The sequence below is a fragment of the Actinomadura geliboluensis genome (genome assembly GCF_005889745.1).
In the GTDB taxonomy this organism is placed as follows: domain Bacteria; phylum Actinomycetota; class Actinomycetes; order Streptosporangiales; family Streptosporangiaceae; genus Spirillospora; species Spirillospora geliboluensis.
Genome location: NZ_VCKZ01000140.1, coordinates 1 through 19,962 on the forward strand (window position 1 = coordinate 1; position 19,962 = coordinate 19,962).

21 protein-coding genes are annotated in these 19,962 nt (G+C 71.0%); 14 read left to right on the forward strand and 7 right to left on the reverse strand.

The features are described 5' to 3' along the window. Nucleotides 1-271 precede the first annotated feature (271 nt). Nucleotides 272-964, reverse strand: a complete 693-nt coding sequence (locus tag ETD96_RS19785) for an RNA polymerase sigma factor (RefSeq protein ID WP_338072575.1) — start codon at nt 962-964, stop codon at nt 272-274. Nucleotides 965-1,148: 184 nt separating this feature from the next. Here ETD96_RS19785 and ETD96_RS19790 point away from each other — a divergent pair, with 184 nt between their 5' ends. The 4 genes from ETD96_RS19790 (at nt 1,149) to ETD96_RS19805 (ending at nt 3,641) form a co-directional block, all read left to right on the forward strand. Continuing rightward, complete coding sequence (locus ETD96_RS19790) at nt 1,149-1,706, forward strand: TlpA family protein disulfide reductase (RefSeq protein ID WP_138637953.1); 558 nt, start codon at nt 1,149-1,151, stop codon at nt 1,704-1,706. Further along, a complete protein-coding gene (locus ETD96_RS19795) occupies nt 1,707-2,558 on the forward strand; it encodes a cytochrome c biogenesis CcdA family protein (RefSeq protein WP_138637954.1) in 852 nt (283 codons plus the stop codon). It begins immediately after the preceding gene. 291 nt (nt 2,559-2,849) lie between these two features. After that, nucleotides 2,850-3,293, forward strand: coding sequence for a VOC family protein (locus ETD96_RS19800; RefSeq protein WP_138637955.1), 444 nt, complete (start codon nt 2,850-2,852; stop codon nt 3,291-3,293). 9 nt (nt 3,294-3,302) lie between these two features. Further along, nucleotides 3,303-3,641, forward strand: coding sequence for a YciI family protein (locus ETD96_RS19805; protein WP_138637956.1), 339 nt, complete (start codon nt 3,303-3,305; stop codon nt 3,639-3,641). Between the two features lie 26 nt (nt 3,642-3,667). On the opposite strand, the gene ETD96_RS19810 is transcribed toward ETD96_RS19805, so the two are convergent. Then, on the reverse strand, nt 3,668-4,270 hold the full coding sequence (locus ETD96_RS19810; protein WP_138637957.1) for a TetR/AcrR family transcriptional regulator: 603 nt from the start codon (nt 4,268-4,270) through the stop codon (nt 3,668-3,670). Nucleotides 4,271-4,328: 58 nt separating this feature from the next. Here ETD96_RS19810 and ETD96_RS19815 point away from each other — a divergent pair, with 58 nt between their 5' ends. Both ETD96_RS19815 and ETD96_RS19820 read left to right on the forward strand, forming a co-directional pair. Continuing rightward, nucleotides 4,329-5,357: an alpha/beta fold hydrolase gene (locus ETD96_RS19815; RefSeq protein ID WP_240807890.1), complete on the forward strand. Its 1,029-nt coding sequence runs from the start codon at nt 4,329-4,331 to the stop codon at nt 5,355-5,357. Between the two features lie 73 nt (nt 5,358-5,430). Then, on the forward strand, nt 5,431-6,033 hold the full coding sequence (locus ETD96_RS19820) for a dihydrofolate reductase family protein (protein ID WP_171069121.1): 603 nt from the start codon (nt 5,431-5,433) through the stop codon (nt 6,031-6,033). 84 nt (nt 6,034-6,117) lie between these two features. Here ETD96_RS19820 and ETD96_RS19825 read toward each other — a convergent pair whose 3' ends face one another. Then, nucleotides 6,118-7,284, reverse strand: coding sequence for an FAD-dependent monooxygenase (locus tag ETD96_RS19825; RefSeq protein ID WP_138637959.1), 1,167 nt, complete (start codon nt 7,282-7,284; stop codon nt 6,118-6,120). Nucleotides 7,285-7,326: 42 nt separating this feature from the next. On the opposite strand from ETD96_RS19825, the gene ETD96_RS19830 reads away from it, so the two are divergent. After that, entirely contained in the window at nt 7,327-7,908 is a 582-nt protein-coding gene (locus ETD96_RS19830) for a TetR/AcrR family transcriptional regulator (RefSeq protein ID WP_138637960.1), read from the forward strand. A 26-nt stretch (nt 7,909-7,934) separates the two neighbouring features. Here ETD96_RS19830 and ETD96_RS19835 read toward each other — a convergent pair whose 3' ends face one another. Beyond that, nucleotides 7,935-9,467: a serine/threonine-protein kinase gene (locus tag ETD96_RS19835; RefSeq protein WP_138637961.1), complete on the reverse strand. Its 1,533-nt coding sequence runs from the start codon at nt 9,465-9,467 to the stop codon at nt 7,935-7,937. 112 nt (nt 9,468-9,579) lie between these two features. Then, a complete protein-coding gene (locus ETD96_RS19840) occupies nt 9,580-10,518 on the reverse strand; it encodes an RNA polymerase sigma-70 factor (RefSeq protein ID WP_138637962.1) in 939 nt (312 codons plus the stop codon). A gap of 294 nt (nt 10,519-10,812) precedes the next feature. Between ETD96_RS19840 and ETD96_RS19845 the strand changes: the two genes are divergently transcribed. Then, on the forward strand, nt 10,813-11,445 hold the full coding sequence (locus ETD96_RS19845) for an SDR family oxidoreductase (protein WP_138637963.1): 633 nt from the start codon (nt 10,813-10,815) through the stop codon (nt 11,443-11,445). A 75-nt stretch (nt 11,446-11,520) separates the two neighbouring features. Continuing rightward, complete coding sequence (locus ETD96_RS19850) at nt 11,521-11,937, forward strand: hypothetical protein (protein WP_138637964.1); 417 nt, start codon at nt 11,521-11,523, stop codon at nt 11,935-11,937. A gap of 33 nt (nt 11,938-11,970) precedes the next feature. Here ETD96_RS19850 and ETD96_RS19855 read toward each other — a convergent pair whose 3' ends face one another. Continuing rightward, complete coding sequence (locus ETD96_RS19855) at nt 11,971-13,359, reverse strand: MFS transporter (protein WP_138637965.1); 1,389 nt, start codon at nt 13,357-13,359, stop codon at nt 11,971-11,973. 133 nt (nt 13,360-13,492) lie between these two features. Here ETD96_RS19855 and ETD96_RS19860 point away from each other — a divergent pair, with 133 nt between their 5' ends. The 5 genes from ETD96_RS19860 to ETD96_RS19880 all read left to right on the forward strand — a co-directional run bounded on the left by ETD96_RS19860 (nt 13,493) and on the right by ETD96_RS19880 (nt 19,069). Continuing rightward, complete coding sequence (locus tag ETD96_RS19860) at nt 13,493-14,659, forward strand: cytochrome P450 (RefSeq protein WP_138637966.1); 1,167 nt, start codon at nt 13,493-13,495, stop codon at nt 14,657-14,659. Nucleotides 14,660-14,905: 246 nt separating this feature from the next. Beyond that, nucleotides 14,906-16,438, forward strand: a complete 1,533-nt coding sequence (locus ETD96_RS19865; protein ID WP_171069123.1) for a M28 family peptidase — start codon at nt 14,906-14,908, stop codon at nt 16,436-16,438. Then, entirely contained in the window at nt 16,435-17,496 is a 1,062-nt protein-coding gene (locus ETD96_RS19870) for an aspartyl/asparaginyl beta-hydroxylase domain-containing protein (protein WP_138637968.1), read from the forward strand. The genes ETD96_RS19865 and ETD96_RS19870 overlap by 4 nt, the downstream gene beginning before the upstream one ends. A 5-nt stretch (nt 17,497-17,501) precedes the next feature. Then, the gene (locus tag ETD96_RS19875) at nt 17,502-18,278 is read left to right on the forward strand and encodes a class I SAM-dependent methyltransferase (RefSeq protein WP_138637969.1); all 777 of its coding nucleotides are present in this window, start codon (nt 17,502-17,504) and stop codon (nt 18,276-18,278) included. A gap of 32 nt (nt 18,279-18,310) precedes the next feature. Then, the gene (locus tag ETD96_RS19880) at nt 18,311-19,069 is read left to right on the forward strand and encodes a sulfotransferase family protein (protein WP_171069124.1); all 759 of its coding nucleotides are present in this window, start codon (nt 18,311-18,313) and stop codon (nt 19,067-19,069) included. A 58-nt stretch (nt 19,070-19,127) separates the two neighbouring features. Here ETD96_RS19880 and ETD96_RS19885 read toward each other — a convergent pair whose 3' ends face one another. Beyond that, a complete protein-coding gene (locus ETD96_RS19885; RefSeq protein WP_138637970.1) occupies nt 19,128-19,889 on the reverse strand; it encodes a hypothetical protein in 762 nt (253 codons plus the stop codon). Nucleotides 19,890-19,962 lie beyond the last annotated feature (73 nt).

A 19,962-nucleotide genomic window follows, 5' to 3' on the forward strand; every position in this document is an offset into this window, starting at 1 on the left:
CACGTCGTCCGGGCCGTGCTGCCGCTCGCGGGCGCGCCCGCCCAGGCCGCGCGGGCCGCCGCCGACTCGTCCACGGTCAGTCGCCCGCGCCACCCGCCGTTCTTGCGGACCTGCGCCAGCGACCGGACGGTGTCTTCTTCCGCGGCGACCAGCACCCGCACCGGCGGGCTGCCCCAGCCGCGTCTCCCGCAGAAACCGCTGCCGGACGGCGGCCAGCCTGGCGGGGCCGGGCTCGGCGGCCTCGCTCCACAACTCCCGTACCTCACGCAGGTCACTCATCACCGATGTCCTCATTCCGATCATGGACGCAGGTCGGATTCACTCCGCCGAACTCCTGCCTCACCTTTTTCCGGGCCCGGTTCAGCCGGGACCGCACCGTCCCCACCGGAAGCCCCAGCGCGTCGGCGACCTGCTCATAGGACAGATCAGCCCACGCCACCAGCAGCAGCACCTCCCGGTCACGGGCCGCCAACCCCGCGATCGCCCGCGCGAGCCGACGCCCGCTCAGCTGCGCGCTCGCCCGTTCGACCGCCCGCTCGGCCACACCCTCGGCCGCGTCCACCAGCACCCCGGTACGCACGAACGTCCGATACCGGCTCACCTCCGCGCGCCGATGCCTGCGGATGAGATTGGACGCGATCCCGTACAGCCACGGCAGCGCCTCGGAACGGCCGAGGTCGTACCCATCCCGCTGCCGGAACGCCACCAGGAACGTCTCGGCGACGATGTCGTCGGCCTCGCCGTCCCCGAGCCTGCGCGCCGCATACCGATGCAAACGCGCGCCGTACCGGTCGAACAGCACAGCGAACCGCTCGGGCTCCCGCCGAGAACGCTCGATCTCCTCGGCGTCACTGGTGGACGCGACCGCCCCGACAGCGGTCATGGCGTCACTCTTCACATACCGGCCCTCCTGGATCGCTGGCAACAACACCCCTCTTTGCCAGCCGACCCCAAGAAGGTTCACGCGCGAGCGGCGGCGGGAGTGTCCAATGAACGGCGGATTCGATGATCAAGGAGACGCTCGGTGACTGACATCGGCGTCGGACGAGCGGCTGATCTCGATGCTGGTGGAGCGTGCTCGGACGCCGGGCGGTGACGTCATCGACTCGTAAGGGTCGGCGTGGACAGAGCAGATCTACCGTGACGGCATGAAGATGTTCAGTCTGTCCCTCTCCGCGCTGGCAGTCGTGCTGACCGCATGCGGTGGTGGGACCGCTGAGCCGGGCATCGCCGCGTCGTCGGCGACGGTTTCAGCACCGACGAGCGCGGCGCCGAGCAAGGCGTCCGTCAAGGAAGCACCCGCGTTGCTGAGGTTCCGGGGAGCCAAGCTCGATGGAACGGCGTTCGACGGCGAGAGCTTGGCAGGCAGGCCGGTAGTGCTCTGGTTCTGGGCGCCGTGGTGCCCCAAATGCCAGGCCGAGGGGCCCGCGGTCGCCAAGGCCGCTCAGAAGTACGGCGACAAGGTCGCCTTCGTGGGGGTCGCCGGGCTCGACAAGGACAAAGCGGCGATGGAGAGGTTCGTTTCGCGCACCGGCACGTCCGGGATCGTCCAACTGGACGACCGGACCGGCGCCCTCTACAAGCACTTCAAGGTCACCTCGCAGTCCTCTTATCTGATCGTGAACCCCGAGGGTGGCAGCCACCCGGCGGTGGGCCCATTGGACGAGGCCGAGCTGTCCTCCCTCATCGATAAGCACGCCCTGTAAATGGACGACCTCGCGCTCGCGTTGGCCGCCGGATTGGTCGCGGCGTTCAATCCGTGCGGCTTCGCGATGTTGCCTTCGTTCCTGGCCCTGCTGGTTTCCGGGCCCGGTGGTGCGGTGCGGGCGCTGCGGTTGACGGCGGCCATGACGTTGGGCTTCATCACCGTCTTCGGAATCTTCGGTCTGGTGATCAGCGTCGCGACCGCTCCGATCCAGCGGCACCTGCCGTGGGTCACCGTCGTGACCGGCGGGCTCCTGATCGTGCTCGGCGTCTGGCTGGCGTCCGGGCGGGAACTGCTCCTGCAACTTCCGCGCCTGAACGTCGGCCGGCCGACCGGCTCGTTCGTCGCCCTCTACGGATACGGCGCTTCCTATGCGGTCGCCTCCCTGTCGTGCACCATCGCGCCGTTCCTCGCCGTCACCGGGCTGGTCTCCGGGAGCGGCGATCTGCTGGACGGGCTGGCCGCGTTCGTCGCCTACGGTGTCGGGATGGGCCTGGTCATCGGACTGCTGGCCCTTCTCGTCGCCCTTGCCCAGGAAGCCGCCGTCCGAAGGACCCGAGCGGTCCTTCCCCACGTCTCGCGAGCCAGCGGGGTGTTCCTGCTCCTGGCAGGCGTCTATGTCGGCTACTACGGCTGGTACGAGTTGCGCGTCAACGCCGGAGCCTTCGCCGACGACCCGATCGTTGGTACCGTCACCGACATCCAGGGGCAGGTCACCACATGGCTCGATGCCCTCGGCGTCCGCTGGATCGCCGGAGCCTTCGCTCTCGCGGTCGTCCTGGCCCTGGCGCTCCGCAGACGCAGACTCAGGAAGCAGCCCGCTTCTCCCTCGGTGACCGACAACGTGACGTGAGCCGCAGGTCCCGTCATCAGCATGAGCATCGCCTTGTGCGGCGGACGCGATCCGGTCCACGGCCGAACATGGCCGAGGCGACACGTTCACGCCGGATCCCCGCCGTCCAAGCCCCTGGTGCATTGACTGGCGGTGACGTGGGGAACGCCCGGCGCTGGTCGCGATCAGTGGAGCGCCACCCGTTCCGTGAGGACGTGGCGTACCGTTCATGCTCGGGGTCGCGCGGCCGCCATCAAGTAACCAGGCGCTCGAAGGCTTCAAGGGTCCTCAAGATGCACGGGAAGGCGACCGATGGGCTTTATACAGCGCTTCGACCACGTCGGTATCACCGTTGCCGACCTCGACGCCGTGACGGCGTTCTTCGTCAGCCTCGGGTTGGAGGCCGATCAGAAGATGGCCGTGGAAGGCGAGTTCCTGGACACGGTGATCGGCATGACCGGCGCCGCCACCGAGATCGTCATGCTGCGACCGCCTGGAGGCGGAACGACGTTGGAGCTTTCGAGCTTCGTACGGCCGGACCACCTCGCGGGTTCCCCGGCCGCACCGGCCAACGAGCTGGGCCTGCGCAACGTCGCTTTCGAGGTAGGGGACCTGCAGGCTGCCGTCGATCAGGCTGCGGCCGACGGCTACGGCCTGGTGGGAGGCATCGGCGAATATGAGGGCGTGTGGCGGATGGCCTACGTCCGCGGGCCCGAGGGAATCATCGTGTCGCTGGCCGAGCGCGTCCACAAGTAGGGAGACCTGGTGAGCACAAGGGTGACCGACGAACAGATTCAGGCTCTGGCTTCGACCGCGAAACCTTTCAGCCTGGCGCTCCTCCAGTGGACTCCGGAGCGAACCATGAACGGCGCGGACGCGGTAGAGCTTGAGCATCAACGGCGCATGGTGTCGCTTCGTGCCGAGGGGGTGATCGCCGTCCTCTGCCCGGTCGCCTCCGACACTGTGGCGGGCGTCGCGATCATGACCGTGCCGGCTGAGGAAGCCGCCGAGATCATGGCCGACGACCCCTGCGTGCAAGCCGGGATGATGCGCTGCGATGTCCATCCCTGCCACGGCTTCCCCGGCGACGCTCTCCCCGCCTGAACGATCCAGTCGGGTCGAAGTGCACTTCACGGTCGCTGGGTCAGCATGAGGACGATCTGCTCGGCCGCGGCCCGGGTGTCATACGTCGGGTCCTCGAGGAACTCCGCGACGACGGCGTCGATCATCCCGCCGACGAGGATCGCCCGGGTCCGCAGGCTGTCCGCGTCCGCCGGGTGGCCGTCCGCCTCGGCGGCCTCGCGTAGAAGGGCGGCCAGCGGGGCCCAGCGTTCCTGCCCCGGCGGCCGCGCCCGGTCCCCCTCGTCGGCTGCGGCCAGGCCGGCCTGCACGATTGTGCGGGCGTGCTCGGGATGGTCCGTCAGGTAGCCGATCATGGCCCGCACGTAGGCCCCGGGGGCCTCTCGGGGCGAGGTTTCCTCGACCTTGCCGGCCACGTGCGTGACCAGGGCCGTCATCACGTGCTGGTAGGCCGTGGCCAGGACGGCGTCCTTGGTCGTGAAGTGGTAGACCACGGTGCCCTTGGCCACCCCCGCGGCCTGCGCGATCCTCGACAAGGAGGCCGCGGCGTGCCCGTGCTCGGCCACCAGGGTGATGGTCGTGGCGATGATCTGGGCGCGCCGCTCCCGCTCGATCCGGGTGAGACCGTCGGGCCCCGACGCGCGCGCTGGCATGGGACGAGGCTACTCTGGAACCTAGGATTTGACCGAACGGTCAAAAAAAAGGGGGACCATGGAGGAGGACGTCCAGGACGCGACGCCCGAGGACGGTGCCCGCATGGCCGCGCGCAAGCGTCGTCGCCGCCGGGCCGGGGGCATCACCGCCGGGGTGCTGGTGGTTGCGGTGGTGGCCGGGGCATTCGCGCTGCGCACACCGAGCCCTGTGGGGCACTGGAACTCGAAGGCCGGGTACGAGGCGTTCATGGCCGACTACAAGCGGGCCTGGGAGGCGATGCCCGCCCCGGACAAGACGCTGGACGTGCGCACCGGGTTCGGGTTCGTGCGCGTCTACCGGTTCGAGGCCACCACCGACGCCCCGGCGAAGCACCCGTTCGTGCTGCTGCCGGGCCGGTCCTCACCCAGCCCGATCTGGGCGGACAACATGCCCTCCCTGCTGGAGCTCGGGGACGTGTACGTGCTCGACCTGCTGGGCGAGCCCGGCCTGAGCGTGCAGATGGTCCCGATCGAGGACTTCGCCGACAACGCCGCCTGGCTCGACCAGGCCCTCGCCGAGCTGCCCGAGGAGAAGTTCAACCTGCTGGGGTTGTCCATCGGCGGGTGGACGGCCGCGAACATGGCCGCCCACCGCCCCGAGCGGGTGGCCGGCCTACTGCTGATCGACCCGGCCTACACGTTCGGCAGCATCCCCGCCGAGACGGCGGTGCGCGCGATCCCGGCCTCGGTGCCCTGGCTGCCCAAGTCCTGGCGCGACTCTTTCGCCTCCTACACCGCCGGGGGCGCACCGGTGGAGGACGAACCGGTGGCCCGCATGATCGAGACCGCGATGAGCGCCTACTCGATCAAGCTGCCCCAGCCGGCCCGGATCCCGGAGAAGGACCTGAAGGGCCTGAGCATGCCGGTCCTGGCGATCCTGGCCGGCAAGTCGGTCATGCACGACACCGCGAAGGCCGAGAAGGTCGCCAAGCGTGTCCTGCGGGACGGGACCGTGGTCGTCTACCCGCATGCCTCCCACGCGGTCGGCTCCGAAGAGGCCGGCGCGATCGCCAAGGAGATCAAGGCCTTCCTCGCCGCTCACGCATGAACCTCGTCCGATGAGTTCGGCTCCGGCGGCTGGTCGGAACCTCGACACGACACTCACGAACGGAGGTATGAGCATGGGCAAGGTCATCGTCGATCTGAGCGTGTCCCTGGACGGGTTCATCGCCGGGGCCGACGCCGGCATGGACAGCCCCCTCGGTGTCGGCGGTGAGCGGCTGTTCCATTGGTTCAGCGCGGGCCCGGAGTCCAACCGCGTCAACCGGTGGTTCTGCCCGCCCGACGCCAGCAGGCAGGTCATCGAGGGCTGGTACCGCGACATCGGGGCGATGATCAGCGGGCGGCGGACGTTCGACGTCGCCCGCGGGTGGCGGGACGGCCATCCCATCGACGTCCCCATCTTCGTCGTCACGCACAAGGCGCCGGCCGAGGGCGAGTGGAGCCCGCGGGTCTCCTTCGTCACCGAGGGCGTCGAGCGAGCCGTGGAGTTGGCGAAGGAGGCCGCCGGCGGACGGGACGTGTCGGTGTCGGCCGCCGACACCGCGCAGCAGTTGATCCGCGCCGGGCTGCTCGACGAGATCCGGCTGAGCATCGCGCCGTGCCTGCTCGGGTCGGGCGTCCGGCTGCTCGACGACATCGGGCCGGAGCCGCTCGACCTCGAACAGATCTCCATCGTCCCGTCGGACGGCGTGACCCACGTCCGCTACCGCGTCGTCCGCTGAAGCGAGGCGGGCCGGGGGAACGGGTCCGGATCCGGAACGCGGCTACTCAACGCGCGGGGTCTTAAGGCTTCGGTGCACCGGCTGCTAGGCGTGCCAAATGCTGGCGAGCTGTCGGGTGGCCAGGCGGGCCGGGATCGCGCGCAGCAGGCTGTCACGCACCCAGGCGGCGGCCCCGGTCCGAGAGGTCAGCCGGGACTGCCGCTCGGCGGCTCGCATCATGCGGTTGGCGCGCGGGCGGCGCTGCGCGTCGTAGCGCAGCAGCCGCTCAGCCACGTGTGCGGGCTCTGCCGCCTCCAGGTGGCGGGTGAGCGAGGCGGCGTCCTCGAAGGCCTGGCTGGCGCCCTGCCCGAGGTCGGGCGTCATGGCGTGTGCGGCGTCGCCGAGCAGCGCGATCCTGCCGGACGCGAACGTCGGCAGCGGCTCGGCCAGGCAGGCGATCGGGTCGACGTAGACGTCGTCGGCCGCGGTGGCCGCCAGCAGTGCGGGGACGGCCGGATGCCAGTCGGCCATCAACTCCAGCATCAGCTCACGAGCCCGCTGCGGCTCCGGGACGGTTTCGGGCAGCGGAGAGTCGGTGAACCAGTACAGCCCGTCCGAGCCGAGGGGGAACAGCCCGAACATCGCACCGGTGCGCCGGTCGATCAGGATCCCGGCCAGCAGCTCCTCCACGTCCGGCTCCGCGGGGCGAGGCAGGGTGCCGCGCAGGTCCATGCGGCCGATTCTGCGCAGCCCGCGGTGGCCGGGGAACAGCTGTGCGCGCAGCCTGCTGCCGATCCCGTCGGCCGCGATCACCGCGTCCGCCTCGTCGACGCGCTCGCCGCCGCTGAACACCGCCACCGCGTCCTCGCCGGCCTCCAGCCGCTCCACCGGTGCCGCGGTCCGCACCGAGCCGGCGGGCAGCGGGGCGCGCAGGGCGCGGTGCAGCTCCGTCCGGTCGGCCACGACCATCGACCCGACCTCGCGTTGCGCCTGCACCGCGTCGGTGATCAGCAGCGGCCGTCCGCGCCAGTCGCGCAGCCCGCCGGTGCGGGCGGGGGTGGACCGCGCTCCGCCGATGTCAGTGGTGTCGTAGCCGAGTTCCTCCAGCGCCCGCAGCCCGTTGGGCATGACCACCACGCCGGTGCCCGCCTCGCGGAGCTCGGCGCCCCGTTCGTAGAGGACGACCTGGTGCCCCTGGCGGTGCAGCCCCACCGCCGCCGTCACCCCGCCCAGCCCTGCACCGACCACGATGACGCGCATGGCATCCTCCATTCACTACGATCGTACTACTACGGTTATTGGTAGCATGGTGCGGTGCCGCCCACCAACCTCGCCCGCCGCCAAGCCCTGACCGACGCCGCCATCGACCTCCTGGCGGCCTCGGGAGTGCACGGTGTGACCCACCGGACGGTGGAGAAGCAGGCGGGGCTGCCGCCCGGCACGGCGTCCAACTACTTCCGCAGCCGCGAGGCCCTACTGGTGGCCGCGGCGGAGCGTGTGGTCGAGCTGCACCTGGCCGACATGGAGCAGGCGGCCGAGCACCAACCCGCCGGCGGCGCCGACCTGGTGGAGATGCTGACCGAGTCGTTGTTCACGGCGGCGACCGCGCTGCGCGACCGCTACCTGGCGATCTTCGAGCTGCAACTGGAGGCGCTGCGCCGCCCGGCGCTGGCCGTGGCGCTGGCGGGACTGCAGGAGGCCGCGGTGCGTTTCACCGCCGGGCTCCATGGCCGGCTGGGGCTGAAGATCGCACCCGAGAAGGTCCCCGCACTCATCGCGCTCTACGGCAGCGCCCTGTTCGCCCTGGTCAGCGCACCACCCGGCGCCGTCACCCGGCCCTCCGTCAAAACCATCGTCGACACCATGGTGCACGGCTCGGCCGTACCGGATCCCTAACGCGGGCCGTGGTCGAGCTACGCCGCTCACGCCCCGAACCGGCGGGAGAAGGCCGTCCTGATGCTGCTCGACCAGAGGAACGGTTGGACGCCGAACCAGATCACGCCCAGGGCTGTGAGCAAGGTGGCGAAGGAGGTGTCCAGTTCGATCTCCATGCCGTATCTCCAATCCGCCAGCTCGTAGACCGGCTTGGCCCAGAACAGGGCCACCGCGCCCTCGACGGGAACCGCCACGGCGAGCAGGGCATGGCGGACGGGCGGGGCAGTCACCCGGCCGGCGAACGACCAGTTCATCACGGTGAAGGCCAGCATGAACGCGAGTGTGCCCAACGCCCAGGGAACTCCGAAGCCCTCTTTGGCCTGGCTACTCTCCCCGTACGTGTACACCGAGACGATTCCCACGTGAAGGGCGCCGAGAATCAAGATCATGCTGCCGAGGCTGAGGAGCGGTCTGTGCGACAGGAACCACAGTCCGCACATGACGATGAAAGCCACGGCCACCAGCAACAGACCGGGCGAAGGGTGCGTGTAGTACTCGAGGGGAAACCTGTCGCCGACCTCGCTCCACGGTGAGACCAGAAAGGTCAGCATGGAGAGTTCGGCGCAGACGAGGGCCACTCTGATCAAGATCGCTTGATGGCGCTGGAACGGGATGTCACTGACGGGTGAGGAGAGAAGGGAAGTACGGGGCTGTGGACGGTCCTGGACGGGCGGTCCGATGTCGACCGCGGTGTTGCCTGTCGGGTTGAGGGCGGCGTTGAGCAGGTCGCGGACCTGTGCGGGGTGGAGCCGTTCGTCGGGGTTCTTGCGCAGTAGGCCATCGAGGGCTTGGGCGAGTGGGCCGCCGCACCGGGGTGCGGGTGGTTGCCGGGTGGCGATCGCGATGAAGACGGCGCCGTGGCTGGGGCCGTCGAACGGTCGGCGGCCTTCGACCGCCGCGTACAGGGTGGCGGCCAGGGACCACAGGTCCGAGGCCGGGGTGACCGGCTTGCCCTCCACCTGCTCGGGCGACATGTAGGCGGGCGTGCCCAGCACCATGCCCGAACGGGTGATGGTGGCATCGCCCTCCAGCGCGGCGATGCCGAAGTCGGTCAGCAGGACCCGGTCGCCCTCCAGCAGCACGTTGGCGGGCTTGACGTCCCGGTGGACCACGCCCTGGGCGTGCGCGGCCGACAAAGCGTCCAGCATCGCCAACCCGAGGGCGGCGGCCTGACGCGGCGGAAGCGCTCCCTGCTCGGCCAGCACCTGCTCGAGGGACCGGCCGCGAACCAGTTCCATCACGATCCAGGGACGGCCATCGTCGCCCGTCACCCGGTCATGGACGGCCACGATGCCGGGGTGCCGCAGCCGCGCGGCGGCGCGGGCCTCGCGGTCCATCCGCGCGTACCAGTCGCGCCGTTCCCGGTCGGTGACCTGGTCGGGAACCAGAAGCTCCTTGACGGCGACCTCGCGGTCCAGTTCGAGGTCATGGGCCTGCCACACCGACCCCATCCCGCCCCGGCCGATCCGGTCGAGCCGCCGGTACCGGCCGGCCAGTACTCCGTCACCGTCCCACCCCATGATCAGAACCTACCGATGCGGGACCGCCTGCTGTTGACGATCCGGATAACTGTCAGACATCAGTGTTCGACTGAAAGTCACGTCCAGTGGAGTGGTGCAGGGAGTCGTGGTTTCAGCGGCTCACGGTGGTCTCCCGCTGCACGTACGACAGCTTTTCGGGGTTGCGCACGTGGTAGGCGCCGGTGATGAAGCCGTTCTCGACCCGCACCGCCACCACGCCGTCGATGTCCCCGTCGACGCGGACGAGCAGGCCCGGGCCACCATTGATCTGTACCGGCTCGACCGTCCTTTCGGCGTCGCGCTTCCACCAGCCGGCGGCCAGCAGGCGCGCCACCTTGTCGGCCCCGATGACGGGCTTGAGCAGGGCGTGTTTGATTCCGCCGCCATCGCTCAGGGCGACGACGTCCGGCGCCAGGATGTCGACCAGGCGCTGCAGGTCGCCTGTCTCCACCGCGCGCTGGAAGGCCCCGAGCGCGGCTCGGGTCTCGGCCGGTGAGACGACGCCGCGCGGCCGGCGCGCGGCGACGTGCGCCCGTGCCCGGTAGGCGAGCTGGCGGACCGCCGCCGGGGTCTTGTCGACGGCTTCGGCGATCTCGTCGTAGTCCAGGTCGAACACCTCGCGCAGCACGAACACCGCCCGCTCGATCGGCTGCAGCGTCTCCAGCACCAGCAGCATCGCCATCGACACGCTGTCGGCCAGCTCGACGTCCTCGGCCACGTCGGGCGTAGTGAGCAGCGGCTCGGGCAGCCACGGCCCGACGTAGGACTCCTTGCGCCGGCCGAGCGTCCGCAGCCGGTCCAGCGCCTGCCGGGTGGCGATCCGCACCAGGTAGGCGCGCTGCTCCCGGACGGTGGCCAGGTCGACGTCCACCCACCGCAACCAGGTCTCCTGAAGGACGTCCTCGGCGTCGGCGGCCGACCCCAGCATCTCGTAGGCCACGGTGAACAGCAGGTTGCGATGGGCGACGAACACCTCGGTGGCGGAATCCACGCGGTCGCCGCGATCGAGCGGTTCGGTCGTGCTCGCCGTTCGTTCGCTGCGCTCGTGCATGCCTGACTCCCGCCCGCTCGCTCTCACCACTGCCATACGCACAAGACGTCGTTCTCCACCGCCCCGTAACACCCCGGGCGGGTGGCCTAGGTCACTTGTTCGCGCTGTTACGGAGATCGGGGCACCGGCGTCTCGTGGTCGTCGGGACGCCGCGCGGACGATCCGTCCGGCACTACGACATGCGACATCACGAGATGAGCTCGGAAGGGAAGACCTCACCATGTCCACACCCACGACGACCGGGCAGGAGCATCCGCGGTCGCGTATGCCCAACCCCCTCCCCTGGCCCACGGCATGAGCACCGTCAAGGCCGTGGTGGCGGGAGCGACCGGGCGGTTGGGTCGCCACGTCGTGGACGTCCTGACCGAGAGGGGACACCGGGTCGTGCCGGTATCCCGGGCCACCGGCATGGACATCGTCACCGGTGAGGGCCTCGGCGAAGCCCTCACCGGGGCCGGCGTCATCATCGGCGTCGACAAGGCCACCGCCGGTTTCCTCGCCGCCAAGAAGGCGCACGAGGAATTCCTCCGGTCGGGACCGATCCCCGTCCGCATCCTGCGGGCCGCGCAGTTCCACGAGTTCGTCGGCCAACTCCTGGACTGGCGGCAGGGCGACGTCGCCTACATCCCGGCTCTGCCCTCTCAGCTCGTGGCCTGCCCCACCGTGGCCGAGGAACTCGTCGGCCTCGCCCTGGATCCGGGCTCTCACGCTCTGGAGACGCCGATTCCCGAGATCGCCGGCCCCCGCAAGGAGGTCCTGGCCGAGGCCGCCCGGCTCCTCGGCGCTCGCCGAGGCGTCCAGGTCGTCGGCGTCGACGGCTCCGGCATGCCCGATGCCGAGATCGCCGCCGACTGCGGGTTCCTGCCCAGCCCGCACGCCAAGCTCGCCGGACCCGCCTTCGAGGAGTGGCTCGGCAGCCAACCCTGAGCCGGCCGTACGCACGCGCCCGCCCTTGTTCCGGAAGCCCCACCACCCGCTACCCGACCACCTAGGAGTGCTCCCATGTCAACGCCGACCGCGCCGCCCTCCTCCGCCGGCGCCGAACAGCCCGTGCGTCCTCGGTTCTTCGCTCTGATGAAGGCGAGCACGGTGTTCCTGTCCACCGCGCTGCTGGTGCAGGGGGTCACCGCGGGACAGCTCCTGTCGGACGGGGGCAGCCGCCAGTTGCACGATGCGACGAGTCCCGCCGTTTCGGTCGCGATAGTCCTGCAGCTCATCGCCGCGCTCCTGGTGTGGCGGGCGGGGCGCGGGCCGGTGCTGTACCCGGCCGTCAGCGCGCTCCTTCTCGTGCTGATCATCGTCCAGTTCCTAGTCGGTGAGAGCGGTGACCTCGCCGTCCACGTCCCTCTCGGCGTGGCGCTGTTCGGGGCGAGCGCCGTCCTGACGGCACAGGTATGGTTCCCCCGCTCCGCCGACTGAGACGATGGAAGGGAGCGCCGCTCCCCCAGCCGATCACGGCACGGGCTTGGTGCCTGGTGAGCGAGCCGGCGGCTCGTTTTCTCGGGGTGTCGGGCCGAGGTCTTTGCGCGGAGGGCCCTGCGGCTCGGTTCCGGTCGGGACGCGTACCAGCCAGATGGCGCACACTGCGGTGACCGCGGCCATGAGGATCAGCAGGACCCGGTAGTCGACGACCAGGGACAGTGCCGCGCCGAGGGCGATGGAGACGGTCTGCGGGGTGCTGACGACGCCCATCGACGCGGTCAGTGCCCGGCCGCGCAGGGCGTCGGGCGTGCGTCGCTGCACCGCCATGACCAGGCCGACGGTCGTCCAGCACATGCCGAAGCCGAAAAGGAACGCCCCCACCGCCACCGGGAGGATGGCGGGCGCCAGATAGACCAAGGACGCCACCGTCACCAGGGCGATGCCCGACATCACCGTGCGCAGGTCGCCCACGCGGCGGATGGCGGCGCCCGCCGTCAGGCCGGCGCAGACGGCGCCCGCGCCCTGCACACTGCTCAGCACGCCGACGAACGCGGGAGCGCGGTGCAGCCCGTCGTCGACGATGGAGAAGATGAGGGTCTGCGAGAAGCCCGTCACCAGCATGGCCAGGCCCAGCGCGCCCACCAGCGTGCGAAGCTGCGGGGACCGGTAGATGTGGCGCAGGCCCGACAGCACCTCTTCGCGCAACTCCAGTGCACCGGTGACATGGCGCTGGTCACCGGGCGCCCGGATGAGCCACACGCATACCGCGGCTGCTAGGAAGGTCGCCGCGTCCAGCAGAGCCACCACCTGGCCGCCCGCCACGGTGAACAACGCCGCGCCGAAGAGGGGGGCCAGCAGCTTCACGCCGTCGGCGGAGGTCTGGAGCAGGCCGTTGGCGTCGGGGAGTGCGTCCTCGTCCACGATCGCCGTGACGAGGGCGGCCTGGGTGGCGGTGATGACCACGCCGGCGATGCCGTAGCAGAGGATGATCGCGTACAGCAGCCAGACCTGGCCCTCGCCGCGCACCAGCAGGCTGAGCAGCATGACGCACGCCATCGCCAGGTTGGTCACGACGAAGACCTGGCGCCGCGGGAACCTGTCGATGAGCACCCCGGCGAACGGGGCGAACAGGAACGGCAGGGCGACGAAGAAGAACGCGCCGCCCGCCGCCGCATTGCTGCCGGTCAGCTCCTTGACCCAGATGCCGAAGGCAATGATGAGAGCCCGGTCGCCAAGGGTTGACAAAGACTGCCCGATGATCAGGAGCCGAAACCCCCGATTGGTCAGGAGAACCCGCACAGGCGACCTCCTCGGCGGGGCGGCGGAACTACAAGACCATGCCATATCCGAGCCTTCATGGATATGGAAGACCGGTGGCCGGATCCGGCACTCGGCAATTCCGCCTGATCCATTTACCATCGGTAAAGATCATGTGTCGGACGACCCATCGGACACCTGAGCGACTGCGTCGCCGTCCTCCCGGCCACCCGCAGGGGAGGCGGCGAACTGGCCCGAGGCCGCTCGCCGGTGCCGTCCGTGCGAGGAGGTCGATATGTCGGAGGCGCCGGCCGCGGATCCGGCCGCGGGACTCGCGGAGCCCGCGGCGCTGCTGGACCCCTACGCCTTCTTCGGCCGCCTGCGCGAGAGCGCGCCCGTCCACCGCAGCGCCTTCCTCGACTCCTGGGTGCTGACCCGGTACGACGACTGCGCCGCGGTCCTGCGCGACACGGAATCGTTCGCCTCGGACTGGCGCCGGATCGGCGAGGCCGTGCCGGAGCCGTTGCTGAGCATCCAGTCGCTCGACCCGCCCGAGCACACGGCCATCCGGCACTTCATGGTCGACGCGGTCCGCGGGCTCGACCCGGGCGTGCTGCGCGAGCGCATCGCCGCGCAGGTCCGCGCCCGTGCCGAGCGGCTGCGCGCGGCCGGGGAGTTCGACTGCGTGTCCGACTTCACCGCGCCGCTCGCGCTGGACACCATCGCCGCGGTGCTCGGGGTGCCGCCCATCGACCCCGCGTGGTTCCTGCCCGTGTCGCAGACGATCGTGGACGGCATGGACGCCGGGATCTGGCCCGAGACCGGGGAGCCCGCCGTGCGCGCCCGCGCTGAGCTGGCCGAATACACCGGCCGGTGGCTGGACGACCCGCCGGCGGACGGGCTGGTGGCGCATGTGGCGGCCAAGGCGCCCGGCTCCGGCATCGCGCGCCCGGTGCTGCTGAACACGCTGCGGGCCGTCCTGCACGCCGGGTTCGAATCGGCGGGGCGGCTGCTCGGCAACGCTCTGGTCGTCCTGCTGAGCTCACCGGAGAATTTGGCACGTTTCACCCGGGCTGACCTGTCACTCGCAGTGGAGGAACTGGTCCGGTACGTGTCGCCGGTGCAGGCCGACGCGCGGGCGTGCGTACGGGAGACGCGACTCGGCGGCCGTGTCATCGCGCCCGGCGAAGCGGTGACGCTGATGCTGGCCGCCGCGAACCGGGATCCGGCCAAGTTCACCGAGCCCGACGAGCTGGACTTCGCCCGCCGGCCCAACCCGCATCTGGGGTTCGGCCGGGGCGCCCACGCGTGCCTCGGGCAGTCGCTGGCGGTCCTCCAGGCCCGGGTCGTCCTCGGCCTGCTCGCGACCGAGTTCCCGGGAATCCGCCTGGCCGAGAAACCCGTCTACCACCGGAATCTCACGCTGCGAGGCGTGGCCCGGCTCAAAGTCCATCTCGGCTGACCGACCTCGAATCCGTCTTGACAGAAAGGAGGTGGCACGGATGCGTTACCTCCACTGAGTGGCATAGAGGGTGCCCGGCATATCGGAGCACGCTTCCCGCCTGCACCGATATGCCGGGCCACTCATTATTCCCCGCGTCGGCCAACCTCAGAGACGCTCCGCGCACTCAGCGCGGTCTCTGTCTCTTGGCACCACGTATTTTCATCTGGAGCGCTTATGAGGGTGTTTGTGCGCACAAAAACCGCCTTGGTAACCGGCCTCGTCACCTTAACCGCCACCATCCTTTCGGCCGCTCCACCGTCCGCCACCTCCCACGCCTCCGCGACCCCGCTCCACGCGGCTCCCGCCCACGCGGCGGCAGGTCCTTCGGGCGACGGGTCCGGGGAGCTGTGGCTGGCGCGGCTGCTGGCGGGGTCCACCCATGGCGCCGACGCGTGGCGGCACCTGCGCGTCCTCGACCGGATCGCCGCACAGAACGGCGGGGTGCGCGCCACCGGCACACCGGGGTTCGAGGCCTCCGCGCGCTACGCCGCCAAGGTGCTCACCGCCGCCGGCTACCGCGTTCACCGGCAGCAAGTGCCGTACACCGACTATCAGATCGACGCGGAGAGCGCGGCGGTGACCGCGCCCGCCGCCCGCCAGGTGCGCGCGATGGTCATGCGCTGGTCACCCGTCACCCCGCCCGGCGGTCTCGACGCCCACCTCGTCGTGCCCCGGGCCACGGCGGGCGACGCCGCCGGATGCTCCGCCGCCGACTACGACGGGCTGCCCGTGGCCGGATCCATCGTGCTCGTACGGCGCGGATCCTGCGGCTACACGGCGCAGCAGCGCGTCGCCGCGGGGCTCGGTGCGCGGGCGATGCTGATCTACCTGGACACGCCGAGTCCGGACAACATCTACCGGCTGCACGCGTTCGACCCGAAGGCGTTCACCATCCCGGTGGCCAGCGTCACGCAGACGCAGGCCGAACAGCTCGCCCAGGAGACCGCGCAGCACCAGGTGCGGCTGCGTCTCGACCTGCGCGGGCACGGGGTCGCGGGAGTCACCACCAACCTGATCGCCGAGACGCGCGGCGGCAGCGACGACCGCACCGTCATGGCCGGCGCCCATCTGGACAGCGTGTCCGAAGGGCCCGGCATCAACGACAACGCCGCCGCGGCCGCCGCGCTGATGGCGACCGCGCTGCGGCTGGCGCCCCACCAGGACAAGGTGCGGCACAAAGTCCGGTTCGCGCTGTGGGGGGCCGAGGAGCTCATCGACATCGGCTCCAACTACTACGTGCACAACCTGACCCCGGCCGAACGCGCCAAGATCGCGCTCTACCTCAACTTCGAACTGATCGCCGCGCCGAACGGGGTGCGGTTCGTCCTCGACGGGGACGCGAGCGAGCAGCCGCCGGGCACCCCGCCGGGTCCGGCGGGTTCGCAGGTCGCGGAGAAGGTCTTCAAGGACTACTTCGACCACGCCGGACTCCCCTACGAAAGCCACGACCTGCGGGCCGTCGGCTCCGACCACGAGCCGTTCGTGGCCGCGGGCATCCCGGTCGGCGGCCTGAACGGCGGCGTCCTCGGGGTCAAGACCGCGGCGCAGGCGGCCCGGTTCGGCGGGACGGCGGGGCAGCTGTACGACCACTGCTACCACCAGACCTGCGACACGATCGGCAACCTCGACCGCCGGGCTCTCGGCGAGAACGTGCCCGCCATCGCGTGGGCCGTGGGCCGCTTCGCCCTCGACGTCTCCGACCTGCCCGCGGCCGGCGCCCGGGAGCAGCGACCATGACGACGTACCACGCGGCCGTCGAATCGCCGACGGAACCGTCCGCCGCCTACCCGCCGTCGGCGCCGATGCGGCTCAGTTTCGACGTCGACGCGCTGCGCGCCGACCTCGACCTGCTGCGGCGCCGGCGGTGGCGCGCCCAGCGCGCCTACAGCCAGGACGGCACCGCCATGGAGTCCGGCGTGGACTGGCGCATCCTGCCGCTGCGCAGCGTCGGCGGCGACCCGGTACGGACCGACCCGGGCGGCCCGGGCCTGGCCGACTTCGCCGACACCCCGTGGCTGGACGACGCCCCGGCGCTCGCGCAGGTCATCGACGCCCTGCCGGCGCCGGTCCGGGGCGTACGGCTGATGGCCCTGGGCGCGGGTGCGACCGTGCACGAGCACCGCGACTACAAGTACGGGTTCGAACGCGGGCTCCTGCGGCTGCACGTGCCGATCGACACCAACCCGGACGCCGTCGTGGTCATCGACGGCGTGTCCGAGCACTGGACGCCGGGACGGTTGTGGTTCGGCGACTTCGGCCGCAGGCACTACGTGGCGAACCACGGGGACCGCGCCCGGGTGCACATGGTGCTCGACTGCCTGGTCAGCCGGGAGGTCGTCGGGCTGCTGCCGGACGAGTTCCGGGAGCTGCTGCCGCTGAGCGAGGTGATGTTCGCCCGCGATCCGGTGCCGCTGACCGCGGCCGAACGCGACCGGCTGTGCTGCCGGTTCCGGCTGCCGGGCGACTTCGCGCAGTGGTCGGAGGAGGAGGTCGAGGCCAGGCCCGACAGCGACGCCGCGGTCCTCGTGCACGAGGACCGGCTCGTCCTCGCCATCGACGGCGAGCCCGCCTTCGGCCTGGTGCATCTCGGGCTGGGCGAGTTCCGCCTCACCGGCTGGAGCGAGGAGCGCACCATCGCCGTCGAGTCCACCGGCCAGGTGCGGATCAGGGAGCGCGCCGGCCGCGCCCTCCGCGAGTGGACCCGTCCGGCACAGCCCGTCCACGGCGGCCGGACGGCGCCGGCCGCGCACGATCCCCTGACGACGCGCCCGCGTCCCGACCAGACAGGCAGGTGACTCGCATGACCTCCGCCACCCGGGTCGCTCCGCTCGGCACCGACCCGTACGCCTTCCAGCCCGGTTACTACGATCTCTTCCGCGCCTCCCGCGGAGAGGGCGCCCTCCCCGACCCCCGGTTCTTCGCCGGCCGCGCGCCCCAGGGCGGACACGCGCTGGAGATCGGCGCGGGCACCGGCCGGATCACGCTGGCCGTGGCCGAGCGAGCCGCCACCGTACTGTGCCTGGAGAGGTCCGCCACCATGCGCGCGGTGCTGCTGGCCAAGCTCGCCGAACGCCCGCACCTGCGCGCCCGCGTCACCGTGCTCGACCGGGCGGCGCCCCACTTCGACCTCGGCGGCCGCCGCTTCGACTTCGTGTACCTGGCGGGTGTGCTGGAGCACGTGCCGCATCCCGAACGGCCTGTGCTCTTCGAGGCGATCGCCGAACATCTGGCCGAGGACGGCGAGGTGGCGATGGACATGGTGCTGTCGGAACCCGTACCGGACTGGCCCGAGCACGTCGCCGACGAGGCCGCCCTCGGCGACTGCCGGTACGAGATGTCGTCCGAGGCGCGGCCCGTCGGCGACGACCAGGCACACCTGCGGTTCGTCTACCGCACGTACCACCAGGGCGATCTGGTGGCGACCGAAGTGGTGGAACGCGCCCACTACCTGCACCGGCCGGACGCCGTCGTCGCCGACCTGGCGGCGGCCGGGCTCACCCCGACGGCCGGAACCGCCCTCAACCCCGTCGCCGACGGCGAAGACCCCGGCACCCTGGTCGCCCGCCGTACGGCCTGAACGTCATCCACTTCACCCCGAGGAGAGTTCGCGTGCAGGTCATCGGCGTCGGTTTCCTCCGGACGGGCACGACTTCACTCGCGCTGGCACTCGACCGGCTCGGGTACGGCCCGTGCTACAACATGCGGGTCCTCACCACCGAGCCGGAGCGGGCCGCCGACTGGGCCGCCGCGATGGACGGGCGGACGGTCGACTGGGGGAAGGTGTTCGCGGGCTACGGTTGCGCCGTCGGCTCGCCGGCCACCGCGTTCTGGCGCGACATCGTCGACGCGTTCCCGGACGCCAAGGTGGTGCTCACCGTCCGCGATCCGCGACGCTGGTACGACAGCGCCGCGCAGACCATGTCCGCCGTGCTCGCCAGGCCGCCGCTCCTGGTGCGGGTGCTGAGCTGGCGGGGCCCGCGCCGTCCCGATCCCGTGGCGCAGGTCCTCGACCGCGTGCAGCGGACGACGTGGGAACGTGAGATCGGCGGGCCGTTCGGCGAGCGCGCGGAGATGGCCGAGCGTTTCGAGCGGCACGTCGCCGAAGTGCGAGCGTACGTGCCCGAAGACCGGCTGCTGGTGTTCGAGGTCAAGGACGGATGGGCGCCGTTGTGCGCCTTCCTCGGCCGCCCGGTCCCCGACGAGCCGTTCCCCCGGGAGAACGACGCGGCCACGTTCAAACGGCGGCAGCGGCAGGCGCTGAAGAAGAGGCTGGCTCCTCGGATCCTCGCCGCCACCGCGCTCGCGACCGGCGCCGCGATCACCTGGGCGGTACGCCGCAAACGGCGCCCAAGCCGACCCGGCAGGTGACCCACAGACCACTCGACGCCCCAGTCCGCCTCGGCCTGTATGTAAGCGCAGGTCCGCCTTACTGCGGGCGGGTGAGGCGGATGTAGCCGTAGGGGTTGAAGAACAGGTCGTCCTCGTCGTAGCGGTCGCAGTCACCGGTGCGCAGGACGTGGCGGGGCGCGTCCTCGGTCAGGCGGAAGCCGGCGCCGTCCTCGATCTCCTGCGCGCGGGGGTCGGCCAGCAGGTAGATGGCCAGCGCGTCCAGATGGGTGACCAGGTCGGGGACGCCGTCGGCCGTCAGCTGCTCCTCGTCGACTTCGATCTCCACGTCGGGCGCCCCGAGCAGGTGCATGCCGCAGCTGTAGAGGACCTCGCCGTCGTAGATCGGACGCTTCACCCAGGCGTTGACGAGCACGGCGGCGAGTTCCTCGTCCTTGGCCTCGGCGGCCTGCTCGCCCAGGGCGAGCCAGCGGTCCCGGCCGTGCGCGACCCCGCTGCTCTCGTTCTTCACCGCGGCGGCGCCGGAGCGCAGCAGCGCGGCCGTCACCTCCAGCAGGCGCCGCGACGTGTCGGCCGCCAGGCCCCGCATCATCGGCGCGGACAGCAGGTAGCCCACGGTGTCGTGGGACGCCACCGCCTCCCGGTCCGCCTCCCCGAACGGGACTCCCGCCATGCTCGCCTCGAACGCCTCCGGCATCCGGGGGTCGGGCTCGTCCTGGGAGTACTCGCGGTCGAGGACGAACCCGCCGAACGCGCCGGCGATCCGTTCCATCTCCGCGAGCCCGAACCCGGAGCCGGAGCCGAGCACGCACAGGACATGGCGAGGGATCACGTCACTCATCCCGGAACACTATCGATCATGTGCGCCGCTCCCCGCGGACCACGTCCGACCACCGTTCGTGGAGGTGGGTGGG

What these genes read in the sequence shown, in the direction of transcription:
- ETD96_RS19820 (WP_171069121.1), top strand. Translation starts at nt 5,431, where the DNA reads ATGGGCAAGGTCATCGTCGATCTGAGCGTGTCCCTGGACGGGTTCATC.
- ETD96_RS19815 (WP_240807890.1), top strand. Translation starts at nt 4,329, where the DNA reads ATGGAGGAGGACGTCCAGGACGCGACGCCCGAGGACGGTGCCCGCATG.
- ETD96_RS19835 (WP_138637961.1), bottom strand. Translation starts at nt 9,467, where the DNA reads ATGGGGTGGGACGGTGACGGAGTACTGGCCGGCCGGTACCGGCGGCTC.
- ETD96_RS19885 (WP_138637970.1), bottom strand. Translation starts at nt 19,889, where the DNA reads ATGAGTGACGTGATCCCTCGCCATGTCCTGTGCGTGCTCGGCTCCGGC.
- ETD96_RS19825 (WP_138637959.1), bottom strand. Translation starts at nt 7,284, where the DNA reads ATGGAGGATGCCATGCGCGTCATCGTGGTCGGTGCAGGGCTGGGCGGG.
- ETD96_RS19845 (WP_138637963.1), top strand. Translation starts at nt 10,813, where the DNA reads ATGAGCACCGTCAAGGCCGTGGTGGCGGGAGCGACCGGGCGGTTGGGT.
- ETD96_RS19790 (WP_138637953.1), top strand. Translation starts at nt 1,149, where the DNA reads ATGAAGATGTTCAGTCTGTCCCTCTCCGCGCTGGCAGTCGTGCTGACC.
- ETD96_RS19810 (WP_138637957.1), bottom strand. Translation starts at nt 4,270, where the DNA reads ATGCCAGCGCGCGCGTCGGGGCCCGACGGTCTCACCCGGATCGAGCGG.
- ETD96_RS19875 (WP_138637969.1), top strand. Translation starts at nt 17,502, where the DNA reads ATGACCTCCGCCACCCGGGTCGCTCCGCTCGGCACCGACCCGTACGCC.
- ETD96_RS19870 (WP_138637968.1), top strand. Translation starts at nt 16,435, where the DNA reads ATGACGACGTACCACGCGGCCGTCGAATCGCCGACGGAACCGTCCGCC.
- ETD96_RS19860 (WP_138637966.1), top strand. Translation starts at nt 13,493, where the DNA reads ATGTCGGAGGCGCCGGCCGCGGATCCGGCCGCGGGACTCGCGGAGCCC.
- ETD96_RS19800 (WP_138637955.1), top strand. Translation starts at nt 2,850, where the DNA reads ATGGGCTTTATACAGCGCTTCGACCACGTCGGTATCACCGTTGCCGAC.
- ETD96_RS19795 (WP_138637954.1), top strand. Translation starts at nt 1,707, where the DNA reads ATGGACGACCTCGCGCTCGCGTTGGCCGCCGGATTGGTCGCGGCGTTC.
- ETD96_RS19840 (WP_138637962.1), bottom strand. Translation starts at nt 10,518, where the DNA reads ATGCACGAGCGCAGCGAACGAACGGCGAGCACGACCGAACCGCTCGAT.
- ETD96_RS19855 (WP_138637965.1), bottom strand. Translation starts at nt 13,359, where the DNA reads ATGGTAAATGGATCAGGCGGAATTGCCGAGTGCCGGATCCGGCCACCG.
- ETD96_RS19850 (WP_138637964.1), top strand. Translation starts at nt 11,521, where the DNA reads ATGTCAACGCCGACCGCGCCGCCCTCCTCCGCCGGCGCCGAACAGCCC.